The organism is Micromonospora sp. NRRL B-16802 (assembly GCF_001279555.1).
Taxonomy (GTDB): Bacteria; Actinomycetota; Actinomycetes; order Mycobacteriales; family Micromonosporaceae; genus Micromonospora; species Micromonospora profundi.
Genome location: NZ_LGEB01000085.1, coordinates 1 through 16099, shown reverse-complemented (window position 1 = coordinate 16099; position 16099 = coordinate 1). Strand labels below are relative to the sequence as shown.

At 70.7% G+C, this 16099-nt stretch carries 11 protein-coding genes; 9 read left to right on the top strand and 2 right to left on the bottom strand.

Annotated features, from left to right (window positions below):
• Positions 1 to 744: M23 family metallopeptidase (locus tag ADK66_RS23090; RefSeq protein ID WP_231640159.1), on the bottom strand; the 744-nt coding region annotated here is incomplete at its 3' end.
• A 378-nt stretch (positions 745 to 1122) separates the two neighbouring features.
• On the opposite strand from ADK66_RS23090, the gene ADK66_RS23085 reads away from it, so the two are divergent.
• The 7 genes from ADK66_RS23085 (at position 1123) to ADK66_RS23055 (ending at position 11936) form a co-directional block, all read left to right on the top strand.
• Positions 1123 to 4020 carry a DUF2961 domain-containing protein gene (locus ADK66_RS23085; RefSeq protein WP_157552850.1) on the top strand — a complete coding sequence of 966 codons (2898 nt, stop codon included), beginning with the start codon at positions 1123 to 1125 and terminating at the stop codon, positions 4018 to 4020.
• 46 nt (positions 4021 to 4066) lie between these two features.
• Positions 4067 to 4324, top strand: coding sequence for a hypothetical protein (locus tag ADK66_RS23080; protein WP_053658720.1), 258 nt, complete (start codon positions 4067 to 4069; stop codon positions 4322 to 4324).
• Positions 4324 to 6504: a family 43 glycosylhydrolase gene (locus tag ADK66_RS23075; RefSeq protein ID WP_053658718.1), complete on the top strand. Its 2181-nt coding sequence runs from the start codon at positions 4324 to 4326 to the stop codon at positions 6502 to 6504. Before ADK66_RS23080 ends, ADK66_RS23075 begins: the two co-directional genes overlap by 1 nt.
• The gene (locus ADK66_RS23070; RefSeq protein ID WP_231640158.1) at positions 6501 to 8111 is read left to right on the top strand and encodes a sugar ABC transporter ATP-binding protein; all 1611 of its coding nucleotides are present in this window, start codon (positions 6501 to 6503) and stop codon (positions 8109 to 8111) included. Before ADK66_RS23075 ends, ADK66_RS23070 begins: the two co-directional genes overlap by 4 nt.
• Positions 8108 to 9202 carry an ABC transporter permease gene (locus ADK66_RS23065; RefSeq protein ID WP_197281620.1) on the top strand — a complete coding sequence of 365 codons (1095 nt, stop codon included), beginning with the start codon at positions 8108 to 8110 and terminating at the stop codon, positions 9200 to 9202. The genes ADK66_RS23070 and ADK66_RS23065 overlap by 4 nt, the downstream gene beginning before the upstream one ends.
• A gap of 27 nt (positions 9203 to 9229) precedes the next feature.
• Positions 9230 to 10222 (top strand): substrate-binding domain-containing protein, encoded by a 993-nt coding sequence (locus ADK66_RS23060; protein WP_053658716.1) that lies wholly within the window; start codon positions 9230 to 9232, stop codon positions 10220 to 10222.
• 79 nt (positions 10223 to 10301) lie between these two features.
• Entirely contained in the window at positions 10302 to 11936 is a 1635-nt protein-coding gene (locus ADK66_RS23055; RefSeq protein WP_053658714.1) for a fucose isomerase, read from the top strand.
• A gap of 15 nt (positions 11937 to 11951) precedes the next feature.
• Here the strand turns inward: ADK66_RS23055 and ADK66_RS23050 are convergent, their stop codons facing one another.
• On the bottom strand, positions 11952 to 12998 hold the full coding sequence (locus ADK66_RS23050; protein ID WP_053658712.1) for a LacI family DNA-binding transcriptional regulator: 1047 nt from the start codon (positions 12996 to 12998) through the stop codon (positions 11952 to 11954).
• Between the two features lie 342 nt (positions 12999 to 13340).
• Between ADK66_RS23050 and ADK66_RS23045 the strand changes: the two genes are divergently transcribed.
• Both ADK66_RS23045 and ADK66_RS23040 read left to right on the top strand, forming a co-directional pair.
• A complete protein-coding gene (locus ADK66_RS23045; protein ID WP_053658722.1) occupies positions 13341 to 14789 on the top strand; it encodes a VCBS repeat-containing protein in 1449 nt (482 codons plus the stop codon).
• A partial coding sequence (locus tag ADK66_RS23040) for an N-acetylmuramoyl-L-alanine amidase (RefSeq protein ID WP_231640157.1) occupies positions 14789 to 16099 on the top strand: 1311 nt, incomplete at its 3' end. The genes ADK66_RS23045 and ADK66_RS23040, both read left to right, overlap by 1 nt.

Genomic DNA, 16099 nt, shown 5'->3' with positions numbered 1-16099 from the left:
CAGCGGTGTTTCGCCGGTGAGGGCGAACCAGTCGTGCCATTTGATGGTGGTGCCGGTGAAGCTGGTGCCGGTGGAGGTGGCGACGTAGGCGTCGGCGAGGGGGCTGTGGGTGAACGCGATGACGTCGTCGCGGCCGTCGCCGGTGAAGTCGGTGGGTGACCCACCAAAATACCGCGCGGCGGCCGGTGGCGACGTTCCGCAGTTGTCGCTGACCAGGTACTTCTGGTTGTACTGGCCGGGATACGGCGCGAGGGACACCCCGTTGATGACGATCGTCTGGCCGACCCCGTTGTAGAGCTGCTCGTAGTGCACATGCGGCCCGGAGGAGTTGCCGGTACTACCGGTGATGCCGATCTGCTGGCCCTGCTGCACGTAGGCGCCGTCGGGCACCGAGTAGGCGCTGAGGTGGAAGTAGTAGGTGGTCCAGCCGCCACCGTGGTCGATGACGATGTAGTTGCCGGCTCCGCTGGGCTGCGAGTAGCGGCGGGCGACGCCGGCGGCCGATGCCACCTGGGGCGTGCCACCGGTGGTGCCGCCGTCGGCGCGTACGAAGTCCAGCGCCTGCCGTACCTCGGCGCTGTGGTGGTCGTAGGTCCACCGCTGTCCGCAGGGGAACGGCGCCTTGAAGTTCGGTGCGGCGAGCGCGGGAGAGGGCGTGCTCACTACGGCGGTCAGGCTGACCCCGGCCAGGGTGAGCAGTGCGACGAGGACGCGCCGGGCGGCGCTTGTCGGGAGTCTGGACATGGGGCGACTCCTATCGGGGTGGGCGGTCGCAGCGGTGTGCGGCGCGTCGTGGGCCGGTGTCGCCGATGGGCGGGCCTGGCAGTCGCGTCGGAGAGGGGCGTGTCGCGTCCCGAGCGGCGAGACGGTGGCGCTGAGGAGAAGTGAAACCGCAGGCTTCGGCGTCTGTCAATACCTGCCGAGGCGGTCCTGTCCGCCGAAAAACTTCTTCAGTCCGGGCTCGGCCAGCCCTGCCGCTGCCGGCTCATGATCGCCGGGCGATGAAGATTTCTTGCCCCGGAGGGAAAGCCCCCGCAAGGTATTGACAACCGTGGAAGTCGAGCAGTTAACTCGCCAGCAATCGATTTCCCACCGCTCTCGGTCGCTCGGGAAGGGACACCGATGAGGCTCCGTGTCACCCGCTGGCTGGGCGCCGCCGTCGCCGTGCTCACCGCGATCCCGCCGGCGACGGCCTCCGCCGCCACGCTTGCCGTTCCCGCGCCAAGTGTTGTCGACGCCTCCGCGTTCGCCGTCGCCGACGACAAGGGACCGACCGGATGGGACACCTACCGGCGGCTCGACCGCCTGCCCGAGCTGGCCGCGGGCACCCGTACCCATCAGTTCTCCAGCTTCGGCCGCGACGGCTCCAACGACGACGGCTTCGTCGGCACCTGGTCATGCCTGCGCCAGAGCGGCGGATGCGTGATCGCCGAGGCGCGCGGACCCGGCGAGGTGCAGTCGATCTGGTTCACCCGCGACGAAGGCGACGTCCGCGCCACCGGCTGGATCCGCATCGAACTCGACGGCGTGGTGGTCGTCCAGGCCGACCTTCAGGCCCTGGTGGACGGGCGACTCGGCAGTCCCTTCGTCGCACCACTTGTCAGCAACGCCGACCAGACCTCCGGCGGCGTCACGATCAAGGTGCCGATGCCCTACCGCGACTCCATGCGGATCACCACCCAGAACAACCCGCTCTTTCACCACGTCACCTACCGCACCTTCGCCGACGCCGAGGGCGTGACCCGCTTCGATCCGGCTGACCCGGCCTCCGACGTGGTCACCCTGCTGCGCGCCGCCGGCGCCCGTGACCCGAAGCCCGCGCAAGCCGGCGCCTCCACAAGTCGCGCCACAGTCACCGCGCCGGCACAGGGCCAGGTGTCGTTGGCCGGCCTGACCGGTCCACGGGCGATCACCGCGCTGCGGCTGCGCGTACCCGATGCGGCAGCCGGCGCACCGACGCTCGCCGGCCTGCGGCTGCGGATGGCGTTCGACGGGCGGACCACCGTGGACAGCCCGGTCGGGGAGTTCTTCGGGGGTGGGCTGGGCGAGCGCACCGTGCGGTCGCTCATGTTCGCCATGGATTCGGCACCCGGCGGCTGGTACAGCGCCTGGTGGCCCATGCCCTTCCGCTCCTCCGCCGCCCTGACGCTCGTCAACACGACAGGCACCACCGTGAGCGGAATCGAGGTGGAGGTGACGTCGGCGCCCGGCACCGAGTGGACGTCTCGGCTCGCCGCCGACGGCAGCGCGGGCTACTTCACCACCCAGTCGCGGCGCGCGGAGACGGTCGGCGGCAACGACTGGATCGTGGCCGACCAGTCCGGCCGGGGCCGGTTCGTGGGTGTCTCGCAGACCATGCGCGGCCACATCATCGGCGGGAACACCCGCAACTACCTCGAAGGCGACGAGCGGGTGTACGTGGACGGCTCGCCGACGCCGCAGATCCACGGCACCGGCACCGAGGACTTCTACGAGTCGGGGTGGTACTTCAACCGCGGCGAGTACAGCGGCGTCTTCACCGGCAACACCGCGCACCTGGTCCGCGGCGGCGGATGCGCCGACGAGTGCGACGCCGCCTACCGGCTGATGATCGGCGACGCGGTGGCGTACGGCACCGCGCTGCGCTTCGGCATCGAGCACGGGCCGGCCAACGACATGCCGGCCGAGTACGCCTCGACCGCGTTCCTCTACACCCAGCGCACCGTGACCACACGCCGGACCGACACCGTCGTCACCGGCGACGCCGCCAGCCGCGCCGCCCACGCGTACACCGACTCGTCGGCGACCCAGACCGCGCTCACCGCCAGCTTCGAAGGCGACGACGACAACGTCCCGCAGACCGCCCAGGTCCGCGCCACGACCGCACCCGTCCGCTTCCGGCTGGCCGTCGACCCGACAAACCAGGGGGTACGGCTGCGCCGCCACAGCGACCAGTCCGGCGGCTACCAGCAGGCGGCCGTGTCGGTGGACGGCGTACCGGCCGGGGTGTGGCTCCAACCCCTGGGCAACGACCGGCAACGCTGGCTGGCCGACGACTTCGTCCTGCCCGCGGCCCTGACGGCGGGCCGGTCGACGGTCACCGTCCAGCTCACCCCGGCCGCAGGCGCGCCGGCGTGGACCGCCGTCCGGTACCAGGCCGACAGCATGGTGCCGTCGTTCGCCGACACCACCGCCCCGGCAACGGTCGCCGGTCTCACCCTGGCCGGCGGACGCGTGCACGCCCTCGGCCTGACCTGGTCGCACTCCGCCGACGACGTAGGGATCGTCTCCTACCGGGTCTACGCGTCCCGGAACCCGGGCGTGACGATCACCGCCGCCAACCTGGTCGGCACGACCCGTGCCACGGCGTTCCGGCACGGGCCGCTGCCGGCCGGCCAGACCCGCTACTACCGGATCGTGGCGGTCGACGGGTCGGGCAACGTCGCCGCGCCCTCGGCCGAGGTGTCGGCCACCACCCGGAGCCGCAACACCAGCGACGCCAACGGCGACCGACGCGACGACGCGATCGACTTCACGCGCGGCGCCACGGCCGACGTGCTCACCTCGCTCTCCGACGGCACCCGTTTCGTGCCGGACAGCCGACCCTGGAACGACTTCTTCGCGGTGGACGCGGAGATCCCTCTCACCGGCGACGTCAACGGCGACGGCCGTGCGGACATCATCACCTTCACCCGGGGCGACAACGCCGACGTCTACGTCGGGCTCTCCACCGGCACCGGATTCGCCGCCGGGGTCAAGTGGCACGACTTCTTTGCCGTCGGCACCGAGATCCCTGCGGTCGGCGACGTCAACGGCGACGGGCGTACCGACATCATCACCTTCACCCGTGGCGCCGCCGCCGACGTCTACGTGGCGCTGTCCACCGGCTCCGGCTTCGGACCCGGCGTCAAGTGGCACGACCACTTCGCCCTCGGCGACGAGTTCCCGGCGGTCGGCGACGTCGACGGTGACGGTCGCGACGACATCCTGACGTTCACGCGGGGTACGGCGGGCGACGTGTTCGTGTCGCTTCGACGGTGACGGTCGCGACGACATCCTGACGTTCACGCGGGGTACGGCGGGCGACGTGTTCGTGTCGCTCTCCGACGGCACCCGCTTCGTGCAGGACGCCTGGAAGTGGCACGACAGCTTCGCCCTCGGTGACGACCTGCCGGGGGTCGGGGACTTCAACGGCGATGGCCGGGCCGACGTGGTGCGGTTCACCCGCGGGCTCACTGCCGACGTGTACGTCTCGCTCTCCACCGGCGGCGGGCTCGGGGCCGCCAACCGCTGGCACGACCAGTTCGCCCCCGGCGTCGACCTGCCCCGCCCGAGCGTGTCGTGATGCGCGCCCGACGTGTCACCGCAGCGCTCCTGCTCGGAGCTGTCCTGGCAGCCGCCCCGGCTGTGCCCGTCCTGGCTGCCGTATCGGCGGCATCCGCCCTGACGGCGGTCCCGGCGGCGGCCTCGGCCCTGGCTGACGACCCGGTGCGGTTCGAGGCCGAGTCGCTGGCTGTCGTCAACGCCACCGCGCCGGTCGGGGCGCAGGCCGACTGTTGCGGGGTGAGCTGGTCCGGCGGAGGGCAGCTGTGGTTCCGGGCTGCCCGCGCCGGGGACTCGGTGACGCTCACCCTGCCGTCGGTGCCCGCCGGGCAGTACGACCTCGGCGCGGTGCTCACCCGGGCCGGCGACTACGGCACGCTGCGTTTCGCCGTCGACGGAGTGGCTGTCGGTCAGCTCTTCGACGGGTACGCAGGCACCGTGCAGCGCACCGGCGCGGTGCCTCTGGGCTCGGCGTCGCTGGCGAGCGGCACGCACCGCCTCACTGTCACTGTCACCGGCAGGTCCGCGCCATCGACAGGTTTCTTCGCGGGGATCGACACTGTGACGCTGCGCCGTGTCGGCTCGCTCGCGGCGGTCACCACGACGCCGTACGAGACTGTTGGCGAGACCCCGACCCGGGGCGCGTCGACACGCGTCTACGACCCGAGCGTGGGCGAGTCGACGACCTGGTACTACAACGACCACACGTTGGTGCGGCACCAGCAGACCGGCGTGTGGCACCTGTTCGGCATCACCCACGCCGAATCCGGAGCGCCCCAGGACGAGAAGGTCTTCGGGCACGCGACGGCGCCGAGCCCGACCGGTCCGTGGACGAAGCGGCCGGTGGCGCTGATCGCCGACCCGGGCGCGGGGGAGCAGTGGATCTGGGCCCCGCACGTCGTGCACCACGACGGCGTCTACTACATGTTCTACGCGGCCGGTAGTCCGGACTACACGCGCTACCGCATGCACCTGGCCACCTCGACCGACCTGTTCACCTGGACCCGCAGCTCGGCCAACCCGCTGTTCACTGACGGGTGGGAGGGCCGCGACCCGATGGTGACAAGGGTCGGTGACCGCTGGGTCATGTACTACACGGCCACGTCGAGCCCGTCCGGCGGCAACCACGTCGTGGCGTACCGGACCAGCACCGACCTGCGGTCCTGGAGCGCCCGCGCGGTCGCCTACACGTCGCCGTACACAGGTCAGGCGGGTGGGCAGACGGAGTCGCCGTTCGTGGTGCGCCGGGGGGACTGGTGGTATCTGTTCGTCTGCTGTGACGGCACGGACTACGGCGCCGCGTACCGGCGGACGGCCGTCTACCGCAGCCGCGACCCGCTGCGGTTCGACGGCGCGGAGAAGGTGGCGGTCCTGGACGCGCACGCCGCCGAGGTCGTGGTGGACGGCTCGACCTGGTATCTCAGCCACGCCGGCTGGGGGCAGGGCGGGCTCTGGCTGGCGCCGCTGACCTGGCCGACTCAGGTGGTGGCGCGCGGGTACACGGTGGCCACCGGGTTCCTCCGCGCCGACGTGCGGACCTGGCCCAACGCCCGGATCGCCGAACTGGCGGTGGACCCGGCCGGAGCGGGCAACTACCGGCCCGCGCTGGACTCGTCGCACCGGGGCACGGGCCCGTACCTCGCTGTGGGTCGGTTCGACGTGACCGACCGGGCCGGCGCACCGGCCCGGGTCGACGTGTCGGCCGACGGCTCCCGGATCAACCTTGTCGGCATTCCGTTCGGCGACGAGCCGGTCACCGCCGACTGGCTGCTCACTGTGGCGCCCCGATGGTCCGGCCCCGGGTTGCAGAGCGACATCACCTGGTCGGTCAACGGGTGGCCGACGGCGGCGGTGTGGGAGGTGGCGTTCAACGTCGACGGCGCGTCCCCGACGGTCGGGGATCCGGCGGTGGAGGCACGACCGACAGGTGACGTCACCGGAATGCCCCGGTGGACGATGTCCACCGGTGCCGGGCTCTCGGTGGTAGCGGTGCACAGGTGGGGGTCGGCCTGGCGCGGCGACAACACCTGGTACGACGCCGGCCACGCGATGGCCGCCTGGCAGCCGTTGTGGCGTGCGGGTGGCCTGTCCTGGGGGCCGGGACAGTATCCGGGGGGCACCTGGCGGCTGGTCGCGAGCGGTGTCCGGCGGGACGTGGCGTTCGCCGACGCCGCGCACGCCGCGATGAACGCGGTCCCGTGACAGCCGTGGACACCGGCGACCCGCCGCGCGCGGAGGCGGACACGAGCGGGCCGGTGGTGGTCGCCATGACCGGCGTGGCGAAGAGGTTCGGCGGTGTGACGGCCCTGGACGGCGTCACCTTCGACGTGCGCGCCGGCGAGGTGCACGCGTTGCTGGGGGAGAACGGCGCGGGCAAGTCCACCTTGATCAACATTCTCTCCGGCGTCATCACCGACTACGACGGTGAGATCGCTGTCGACGGGACGCCGGTACGGTTCGCCGGTCCCGCCGCCGCCCAGGCCGCCGGCATCGCGACCATCCACCAGGAACTCGACCTGGTGCCCGCCCTGTCGGTGGCCGACAACCTGGTGCTCGGACGGGAACCCCGGACGCGGCTGCGCACAGTCGACCGGCGGGCGGCCGTCCGTACCGCGCGGGAGCACCTGGACCGGCTCGGGGCCGACATCGACCCGCGGCGGCCCGTCGGGTCGTTGCGCGTGGGGGAGCAGCAGCTCGTCGAGATCGCCAAGGCGCTCGCGCTGGACGCCCGCGTGCTCGTCATGGACGAGCCGACGGCCGCGCTCGCCGACGGTGAGGTGCGGCGGCTCTTCGCCACCATCGACGGCCTGCGCCGACGGGGAGTCGGCGTCGTCTACATCTCGCACAGGATGGAGGAGATCGAGGTCGTCGCCGACCGTGCGACGGTGCTGCGCAACGGTTCGGTCGCCGGTGTCGTGCCCGCCGGGCGGATGGACCGGCGGCGGATCATCGCGATGATGGTGGGCGAACGGGCCACCTCGCTGTTCGCGCCCGCGCCGAGAGACGCGGACAGCCCGCGCGGGACCGTGCGCGAACCACTGCTCGACGTCACCGACCTGGCCGTGCGGCCCCGGGCGCCCCGGCCCGGCCGCTGCGAGCCGGACGGCATCAGCCTCACCGTACGGGCCGGCGAGATCGTGGGCCTGGCGGGCCTGATGGGAGCCGGCCGCACCGAACTGCTGGAAACCCTCTTCGGTGCCGGTCCGCGTGGCCGGCGCAGCGGCGCGATCCGGTTGAACGGCAGCCGGTACGCGCCGAGGCACCCGCGCGCGGCGCTGCGCGCGGGCGTCGGCTTCGTGCCCGAGGACCGTCGCCGCGCCGCACTCGTCCTCGAACATCCGGTCGGTCGCAGCATCATGCTGACCGCCCTGGCAAACGTGACGACCGCCGGATTCGTCAGCCGCAAACGGGAGCGCTCCGTGGTCCAGCGGACGATCACCGAACTGGCCATCAAGACGTCGTCGGCGGCCGCGCCCGTCGGCGCGCTCTCCGGCGGCAACCAGCAGAAGGTCGTCTTCGCCCGGCAACTGCTCGCCGAGCCCCGGCTGCTGCTGCTGGACGAGCCGACCCGCGGCGTCGACATCGGTGCGAAGGCCGAGATCTACCGACTGCTGCGCCGGCTCGCCGGCGAGGGCATGGGCATCCTGCTCGCCTCGTCGGAGCTGCCCGAACTGCTCGGTGTCTGCGACCGCGTGGTGGTGCTGCGTGGCGGTCGCGTGGTGGCCGACCTCCCCACCGACGGCTGCACCGGCGAGGACATTCTCGCGGCGGCGATGGGCGGCGCGACTGCCGGAAGGGACGAACGATGACCGACGTCCGCGTACCGCCGCCGGAGCCCGCCGTGACCGAGGTGCCGCCCGCCGCCGGCACGGTCGGGTTGCGAGGCACCGCCGCCCGCTGGCTGCGCCGGCCGCGCAGCCGCCGCGAACTCGTCGACCGGCTCTTCGCGGTGCAGAGTCTCTTCGCGTTGCTCGTGGTCTTCGTCGTCGCGATCCTCGCCTCACCGCGACGCGACGGCGAAATCCTCTTCCTCACCGCCGGGAACCTCGGCAATATCGTCCGCGCGGTGTCGGAGATCGGCATCATCGCGATCGGCATGACGTTCGTCATCCTGCTGGGAGGCATCGACCTGTCGGTCGGCGCCATCCTCGGTCTGTCGGCCGTCGGCACCGCCACCCTCCTTGTCGACTCGGGGTTCGGCATCGTGCCGGCGGTGGCCGTGGTGCTCGTGATCGGTGCGCTCTTCGGCGCCGTGCAGGGGTACGCCGTCGCCCGACTCGGCATCCAGTCGTTCATCGTCACCCTCGCCGGCCTCCAGGTCGCGCGGGGCATCGCCCGGATCTGGTCGGGTGGCCTGGGGATCCCGATCGCCTACGGCGACGGAGCACACGAAGCCCCGCCGGCCTTCGAACTGCTCAACGGCTCCCTCAACGGCGTGCTCCCGGTGCCGGCGGTCCTGTTCGTCCTGATCGGGATCGCCGCGATCGTGGTGCTGCGGACGACCGCGTTCGCCCGGCACGTCTACGCGATCGGCGGCAACGAGAAGGCGGCCCGGCTCTCGGGTGTCCCCGTCACGCGGATCAAGGTCGCCGTGTTCGCTGTCGCCGGCCTCCTCGCGGCGGTGGCCGGCGTGATCCACGCGGGACAGCTCAACCAGGGCAGCCCCAACGACGGCGCCGGATACGAGTTGGACGCTATCGCCGCTGTGGTGATCGGCGGGACGAGCCTGGCCGGCGGCTCCGGCTCGATGGGCGGCACCCTCGCCGGCGCGCTGCTGCTCGGCATCCTCAACAACATCCTCGCGCTCAACAACATCGACGCCAACGTCCAACTGCTGATCAAGGGACTGGTGATCGTGCTCGCGGCGGCGCTGCAGAAGCTGCGCCACGGCATCGCCTGACCGAACCCACACCGAGGAGCCACTGCCATGCACAGACGAACCGTGCTCGCGTTGCTGGTCACCGGCGCGCTTCTGACCACCGCGGGATGCACCGTCGAGAAACCCTCTGACGACGCCGGCTCGGCCCGCGCCTGCGGAACCGGCAAGGACTTCCTGATCGGCATGTCGCAGGCCAACAACGCCGAGCCGTACCGGCAGGTGATGAACAACGACGTGCAGACGGCCGCGAAGGCGGTTCCCGGCTTCCGCGTCGTGGTCTCCGACGCCGCGCAGGACAACAGCAAGCAGGTCGCCGACGTGGAGAACTTCCTCACCCAGAGGATCAACCTGCTGATCATCTCGCCAAACGAGGCCAAGCCGCTGACCGCCGTGGTCAAGAAGGCGTACGACCAGGGCATCCCGGTGATCGTGCTGGACCGCAAGGTCGAGGGCGAGGCGTACACCGCCTTCATCGGAGGGGACAACGTCGCCATCGGTAGGGCGGCCGGCGAGTTCTACGCCCAGACGCTGCTCCCCGGCGGCGGCAAGGTGATCGAGATAGCTGGGCTCCCCGGCTCGACGCCGGCGGCAGAGCGCGCGAAGGGGTTCCGTGAGGGCATCGCCGGCAACCCGAAGATCGAGATCGTCGCCTCCCAGCCCGGGGACTGGCTGCGCGAGAAGGGGCAGTCGGTGGCGGACGCCCTGATCAAGGCCCACCCGGACGTGTCGGCCGTCTACGCGCACAACGATCCGATGGCGGAAGGCGCCTACCTCGCCGCCAAGGCGGCCGGGCTCGAACAAAAGATCAAGTTCACAGGCATCGACGCGTTGCCGGTGCCCTCCGGCGGGATCAAGGCCGTCGAACAGGGCCGCCTCGCCGCGACCTTCCAGTACGCCACCGGTGGCCGTGAGGCCGTCGAACTCGCCCGGAAGATCCTTGTCGACTGCGCCACGGACGTCCCGCGCGCCACCACGCTCGACACGACGCGGATCACCAGCGACAACGCCGCCGAGGCGTACGCCAAGCTCGGCGGTCTCTGAGTACGCACCGCCGGCCTGGTCGCTTCGCAGCAACGACTGCCCGACCCGTCAACCGCCCGACAGTCAAGGGAGCCGCCCCGTGACCCGTTACATCCTGCCCGTGCCGGTGCAGCCGCCGGCCGCCCCGCCGCGCACCGTCTACACAGTGGCGAGCGGCGACCTGCGGCTGAGCGCGAACGTCACCTGCTGGCCCACCCAGCGGCAGCTCGAAGAGGACCTCTCCGCCGCCGTCACCGCGCTGGGCTGGCACGTCCGGCGCGGCCACGACGTCGACGCGGTCACCGGCCACGGGTTCATCGCCAGCCAACGCGCAGGAATCGAGGTGTTCCGGACGATCCCGCCCGACGCCCCGCTGATCGTGGTCGAGGCGGTCTGGCAGTACAGCCACCACGTGCTGGCAGGGCTGCGCGCCCACCGGGGGCCGATCCTGCTCGTCGCGAACTGGAGCGGCCAGTATCCCGGTCTGGTGGGACTGCTCAACCTCGCGGGCAGCCTCACCAAGGCGGGCGTGCGGTATTCGACGCTGTGGAGCGAGGACTTCACCGACGAATGGGCGCGCGACGGCTTGAAGAAGTGGCTGGAGACCGGCGAGGTGGTGCACGACGAGAGCCACGTACGCCCGCTGCCGGCGCTGCCGCCGGACGCCGAGGTCGAACTCGGCGTGGCGCTGGCCCGGCAGCTCGTCTCCGAGCGGGCCATCATCGGTGTCTTCGACGAGGGCTGTATGGGCATGTACAACGCCATCATCGACGACGAGCTGCTCAACCCGCTGGGCATCTTCAAGGAACGCCTGTCGCAGAGCGCACTGGTGGCGGAGATGGCGCGGGTACCCGAGCCCGAGGCGCAGGCAGTGCTCGCCTGGCTCGACGCGGCGGGGATGACGTTCCACACCGGCGTCGACGAGGCCACCGAACTGACGCACGCGCAACTGCTCAGCCAGTGCAGGATGTACGTGGCCGCGCTGCGCATAGCCGACGACTTCGGCCTGGACGCGGTGGGAATCCAGTACCAGCAGGGACTCAAGGACACCGTTCCGGCAAGCGACCTGGCCGAGGGACTGCTGAACAACGTGGTGCGCCCTCCGGTGACCAGCCGCGACGGCTCACGGGAGCTGTACCCGGGTGTGCCGCTGCCGCACTTCAACGAGGTCGACGAGGGCGTCGCGGTGGATTCGTTGGTCACCAACCGGATCTGGACCGCGATGGGCTTGGACCCGGCCACCACGCTGCATGACATCCGCTGGGGAGAGCAGTACGACGACAGTTTCGTCTGGGTCTTCGAGATCTCCGGTTCGGTGCCCGCGTCGCACAACGGTGGTTACGACCGGTCCTACAGCATGCGTCAGCCGCCGATGTACTTCCCGCTCGGCGGTGGCACCCTCAGCGGGGTGTCGAAACCGGGTGAGATCGTCTGGTCGAGGGTGTTCGTCATGGACGGCGCGCTGCACGTGGACCTCGGTCGCGGCACGGTTGTCGAGTTGCCCGCGGCCGAGACGCAGCGCCGGCTCGACGCCACGAATCCACAGTGGCCGATCATGCACGCCGTGCTGCACGGCGTCGGCCGCGACCAGTTGATGGCCCGGCACAAGGCCAACCATGTCAACGTCGTCTACGCCCCCGACGCGCTGACCGCCGACCGTGCGCTGCGGGCCAAGGCTGCCTTCTTCGCCGAGCTGGGCGTAGCGGTCCACCTCTGCGGTGACGTGCGGATATGAGCGGCCGGTCTCGTCTTACGGGCCGGTCGTACCGCGGCGCCGAGGGCTGTCGTCGGGGCGGTTCGGCTGCCCGGGGGCCGAACTCTCCCGTACCCGCAGTTCGGTGCGCAGGACGACTGTCGAGGGTGCCTTCGCCGGGTCGGCGATCCGCTCGACGAGCAGCGAGGCAGCCGTACGACCCAGGTCATAGGTGGGTTGGGCGACGGTGCTCAGTGACGGCCGGACCAGGTGCGCCCACGGAATGTCGTCGAACCCGACGATGCCGAACCGGTCCGGTACGTCGATGCCGTTGTCGACAAGACATTCGACAGCGCCCACTGTCATCAGGTTGTTGGCCGCGAACACCGCGTCGGGCGGCTCGCCGGTCTCCAGCAACGAGGCCATCGCCCGGTACCCGCCGTCCTCGCGGAAGTCGGCGTACCGGATCAGGTCCTCGTTCGTCGAACGCCCGCTCGCCTTGAGCGCCTTCTGGTAGCCCCGCAGCCGCTGCATGGCTGTGGAGATCCGGCGCGGGCCGGTGATGCAGGCGATCCGTCGGTAGCCGCTGCCCACCAGGTGGGTCGTCGCCTGCTCGGCGCCGTGGATGTTGTCGACGAGCACTGTGTCCACGTCGACGCCGCGCGGTTGCCGGTCGATGGCCACGACCGGGATACCGGCCTGCACCAGGCGGCTGATCAGGGCCGGCCGCCCGGACGAGGAGATGATCACCCCGGCCATCCGCTCGGCGAGGGCCGCCGCGACGTACCGGGCCTCCTTGTCCGGGTCCTCGTCACCGTTGCACAGCACGACCGAGAATCCGGCCTCCTGTGCGACGTCCTCGACGCCACGCACCATGGAGGTGAAGAACGGGTTTCCGATGTCGGAGATGATGACCGCCCAGAGGCTGGTCCGGCTCCGGCGCAGGCTGCGGGCGACAGCGTTCGGGCGATAGTCGAGATCCTGTGCGGCCTGCCGTACGCGGGCGGCCAGCTCCGGGTCGACGGAGTCGCGTCCGTTGAGCACCCGGGAGACGGTCGCGGGCGACACGCCGGCCCTGCGGGCCACATCGTAGATGGTCGTCATCCCGCCCTCATCGTTGTCGCCCAAGCCCGGACTACCGGTTTGCCATCGGGTCGCCGACCCCGGGTGTGCTCGCACCTCGGGAGATCGCTCGGAATCCTATACAGAGGAAGCAATCGATTTCTGGTCGGGCCCAGGCCGTTCCGGATGCCGAACTCCGGAGGTATTGACATCGATGCCGGTGACTACAACACTCGTCAGCAATCGATTTCCCGCTCTCTCGCGTGCCGGGTGGCCCCGCTTTCGGACGGCCGGACCGGCGCCGGCCGACGCGGCGTCCACGGGGGCGGGCGTCAGCTGGCGAACCACCTTCCGGTCGCACACCTGACGTCCCTGAGGAGCATTGTGAGACGACGTTCGCTGGCGATGCTTGTCGCCCTCCTGACCGCAACGGCAACGGTCGCGGTCGCTGCGCCCGCTGCTGCCGTACCGATCGACACGCTCGCCTGTCCGTCCGTCCCCGCCACCCACGACCCGGCCGTCACCCTCGTCGTCTACCGGGTGGCCCGGTCGTACAACGTGAACGACAAGGTCATGCTCTCGACGTTCGAGGCCGGGTGGGTCGAGTCGCACATGAACAACCTGCCCTGCGGCGACAAGTCCAGCCTGGGTGTCTTCCAGCAGCGCTGGGACTACGGCTGGGGGACGCCGGAGCAGATCATGGACCCGGTCTACGCCACCACGCAGTACGTCACCAGGGCGATCACCTGCGACCGCAACAATCCCGGCTACACCGCCGGCCAGGTCGCCCAGTGCGTACAGCGGTCGGGGTTTCCCGATCGGTACGACCAGGCGGCGGCGACGGCGCGAACGTTGCTCAACCAGGCGGCGCGGACCCACGGCATGACCGGCGGCGCACCGACGGACGTCAACGGCGACGGCCGCGACGACGTCCTCACCTTCACGCAGAACGCCGCCGCCGACGTCTACGTGAGCACCTCAACCGGCACCGGCTTCGCGGGAACGTCGGTGAAGTGGAACGACTTCTTCTCCATCGGTGGGGAGACCGCGTCGACTGGTGATTTCAACGGCGACGGACGGGACGACATCGTCACGTTCGCGCACAGCAACACCGGTGACGTCTACGTGGCCTTGTCGACAGGGTCGGCGTTCACGTCGCCGGGCAGGTGGCACGACTGGTTCGCCCCTGGCGCGGAGATCGCCGCCGTCGGTGACGTCAACGGCGACGGCCGCGACGACATCGTCGCGTTCACGCACAACGCGACGGCTGACGTCTACGTGGCGTTGTCGACCGGGTCGTCGTTCGCCGGCACGGCCGTGAAGTGGCACGACTACTTCTCCATCGCGGGGGAGTTCCCGGCGCTCGGCGACGTCAACGGCGACGGGCGCGACGACATCATCACGTTCACCCAGGGCCCCGCATCGGCCTCCGACGTGATCGTGGCGCTGTCCAACGGCGCCTCGTTCGGGGCGCCGCAGAAGTGGCACGACCTGTTCGCCGACGGCGCCGAGCTACCCCGCGTCGGGGACATCAACGGCGACGGGCGCGACGACATCGTCACGTTCACCTGCAACGCCGACGCCGACGTGTACGCGGCCGTGTCGACCGGCTCCGGCTTCACCGGCACCACTGTGAAATGGCACGACTTCTTCTGCCTATCCGGCGAGTTCCCGTACCTCGGCGACGCCAATGGCGACGGCAGAGACGACCTCATCGTCTTCACCAAGGGCGCCACCAACGACGTCTACGTCGCCCTGTCGACCGGGACCACGTTCGGTCCCAGCAGCAAATGGCACGACTACTTCGGCCTGAACGGTGAGGTGACCCTGTGATGTCACGACTGGTGGCCCCGGTGGCCGGAACACGACGACGGCGGCGTGGTGGCGTCGCCCTGCTGGCCGCGGCGCTCGTCGGCGTGGTGGCGGTCACGCCGACGCCTGCGACCGCGACTCCGCCGGGCCGTAGCGACCTGGACGCGGCCTTCGTGCGGGCGGCGCAGGAGTACGACGTACCCCGGGACGTCCTGGTCGCTGTCGGCTACGGCGAGTCCCGGCTGGACGGCCACGACGGCAAGCCGAGCCAGGCCAACGGCTACGGGGTGATGCACCTGGTGAGCAACCCCACCCAGCACACCCTGGAACGGGCGGCGACGTTGACCGGTGAGCCGGTCGGCAGGCTGAAGACCGTCACCTCGGCGAACATCCGTGGAGGCGCGGCCGTGCTGCGCGACCTGGCCGAAGCCGAGGGGTTGACCGCAGCCGCCCGGGACCGGGTCACCGCCTGGTATCCGGTGGTGGCGAGGTACGGCGGCGCGGCGGACGACGCGACAGCACGCCTGTACGCGGACGGGATCTACGACCTGGTGCAGCAGGGCATCCCGGGCGCCGTCCCGGTCCGGGCGCACCGGGCGGAGCCGGAGCGGGGCCGTTACGCCACAGTGCTCCCCGCCGGGGCGGCGCCCGGCGCGCTCGCCGCGGCCGTACCGGAGTACGCGCCGGCGCGGTGGATCGCCGCGAACGGCGCCAACTACGGCGTCGGGCGGTCCAGCCGGATCACGACGGTGATCCTTCACGTCACCCAGGGCTCATACGCCGGCACCATCAGCTGGTTCCAGAATCCGTCGTCGGGGGTCAGCGCCCACTACGTGGTGAAGTCCAACAACGGTGAGATCACGCAGATGGTCCGCGAGGGCGACACCGCGTACCACGCCCGGTCCGGCAACGCCTACGGCGTCGGCATCGAGCACGAGGGCTATGTCGCGGACCCGGCGTGGTTCACCGACGCGATGTACCGTGCCTCGGCCGCGCTGACCCGCTATCTGTGCGACAAGTACGGCATTCCGAAGAACCGTACGGGCATCAAGGGGCACAACGAGGTCCCGGGCAACGACCACACCGATCCGGGGCCGAACTGGAACTGGAACTACTACCTCTCGCTCGTGAACCAGGGTGGCGGCGGGTCGGCCGCCCGGTATTTTGGTGGGTCACCCACCGACTTCACCGGCGACGGACGCGACGACGTCATCACCTTCACCCACAGCCCTCTCGCCGACGCCTACGTCGCCACCTCCACCGGCACCAGCTTCACCGGCACCACCATCAAATGGCACGACTGGTTCGCCCTCACCGGCGAAACACCGCTG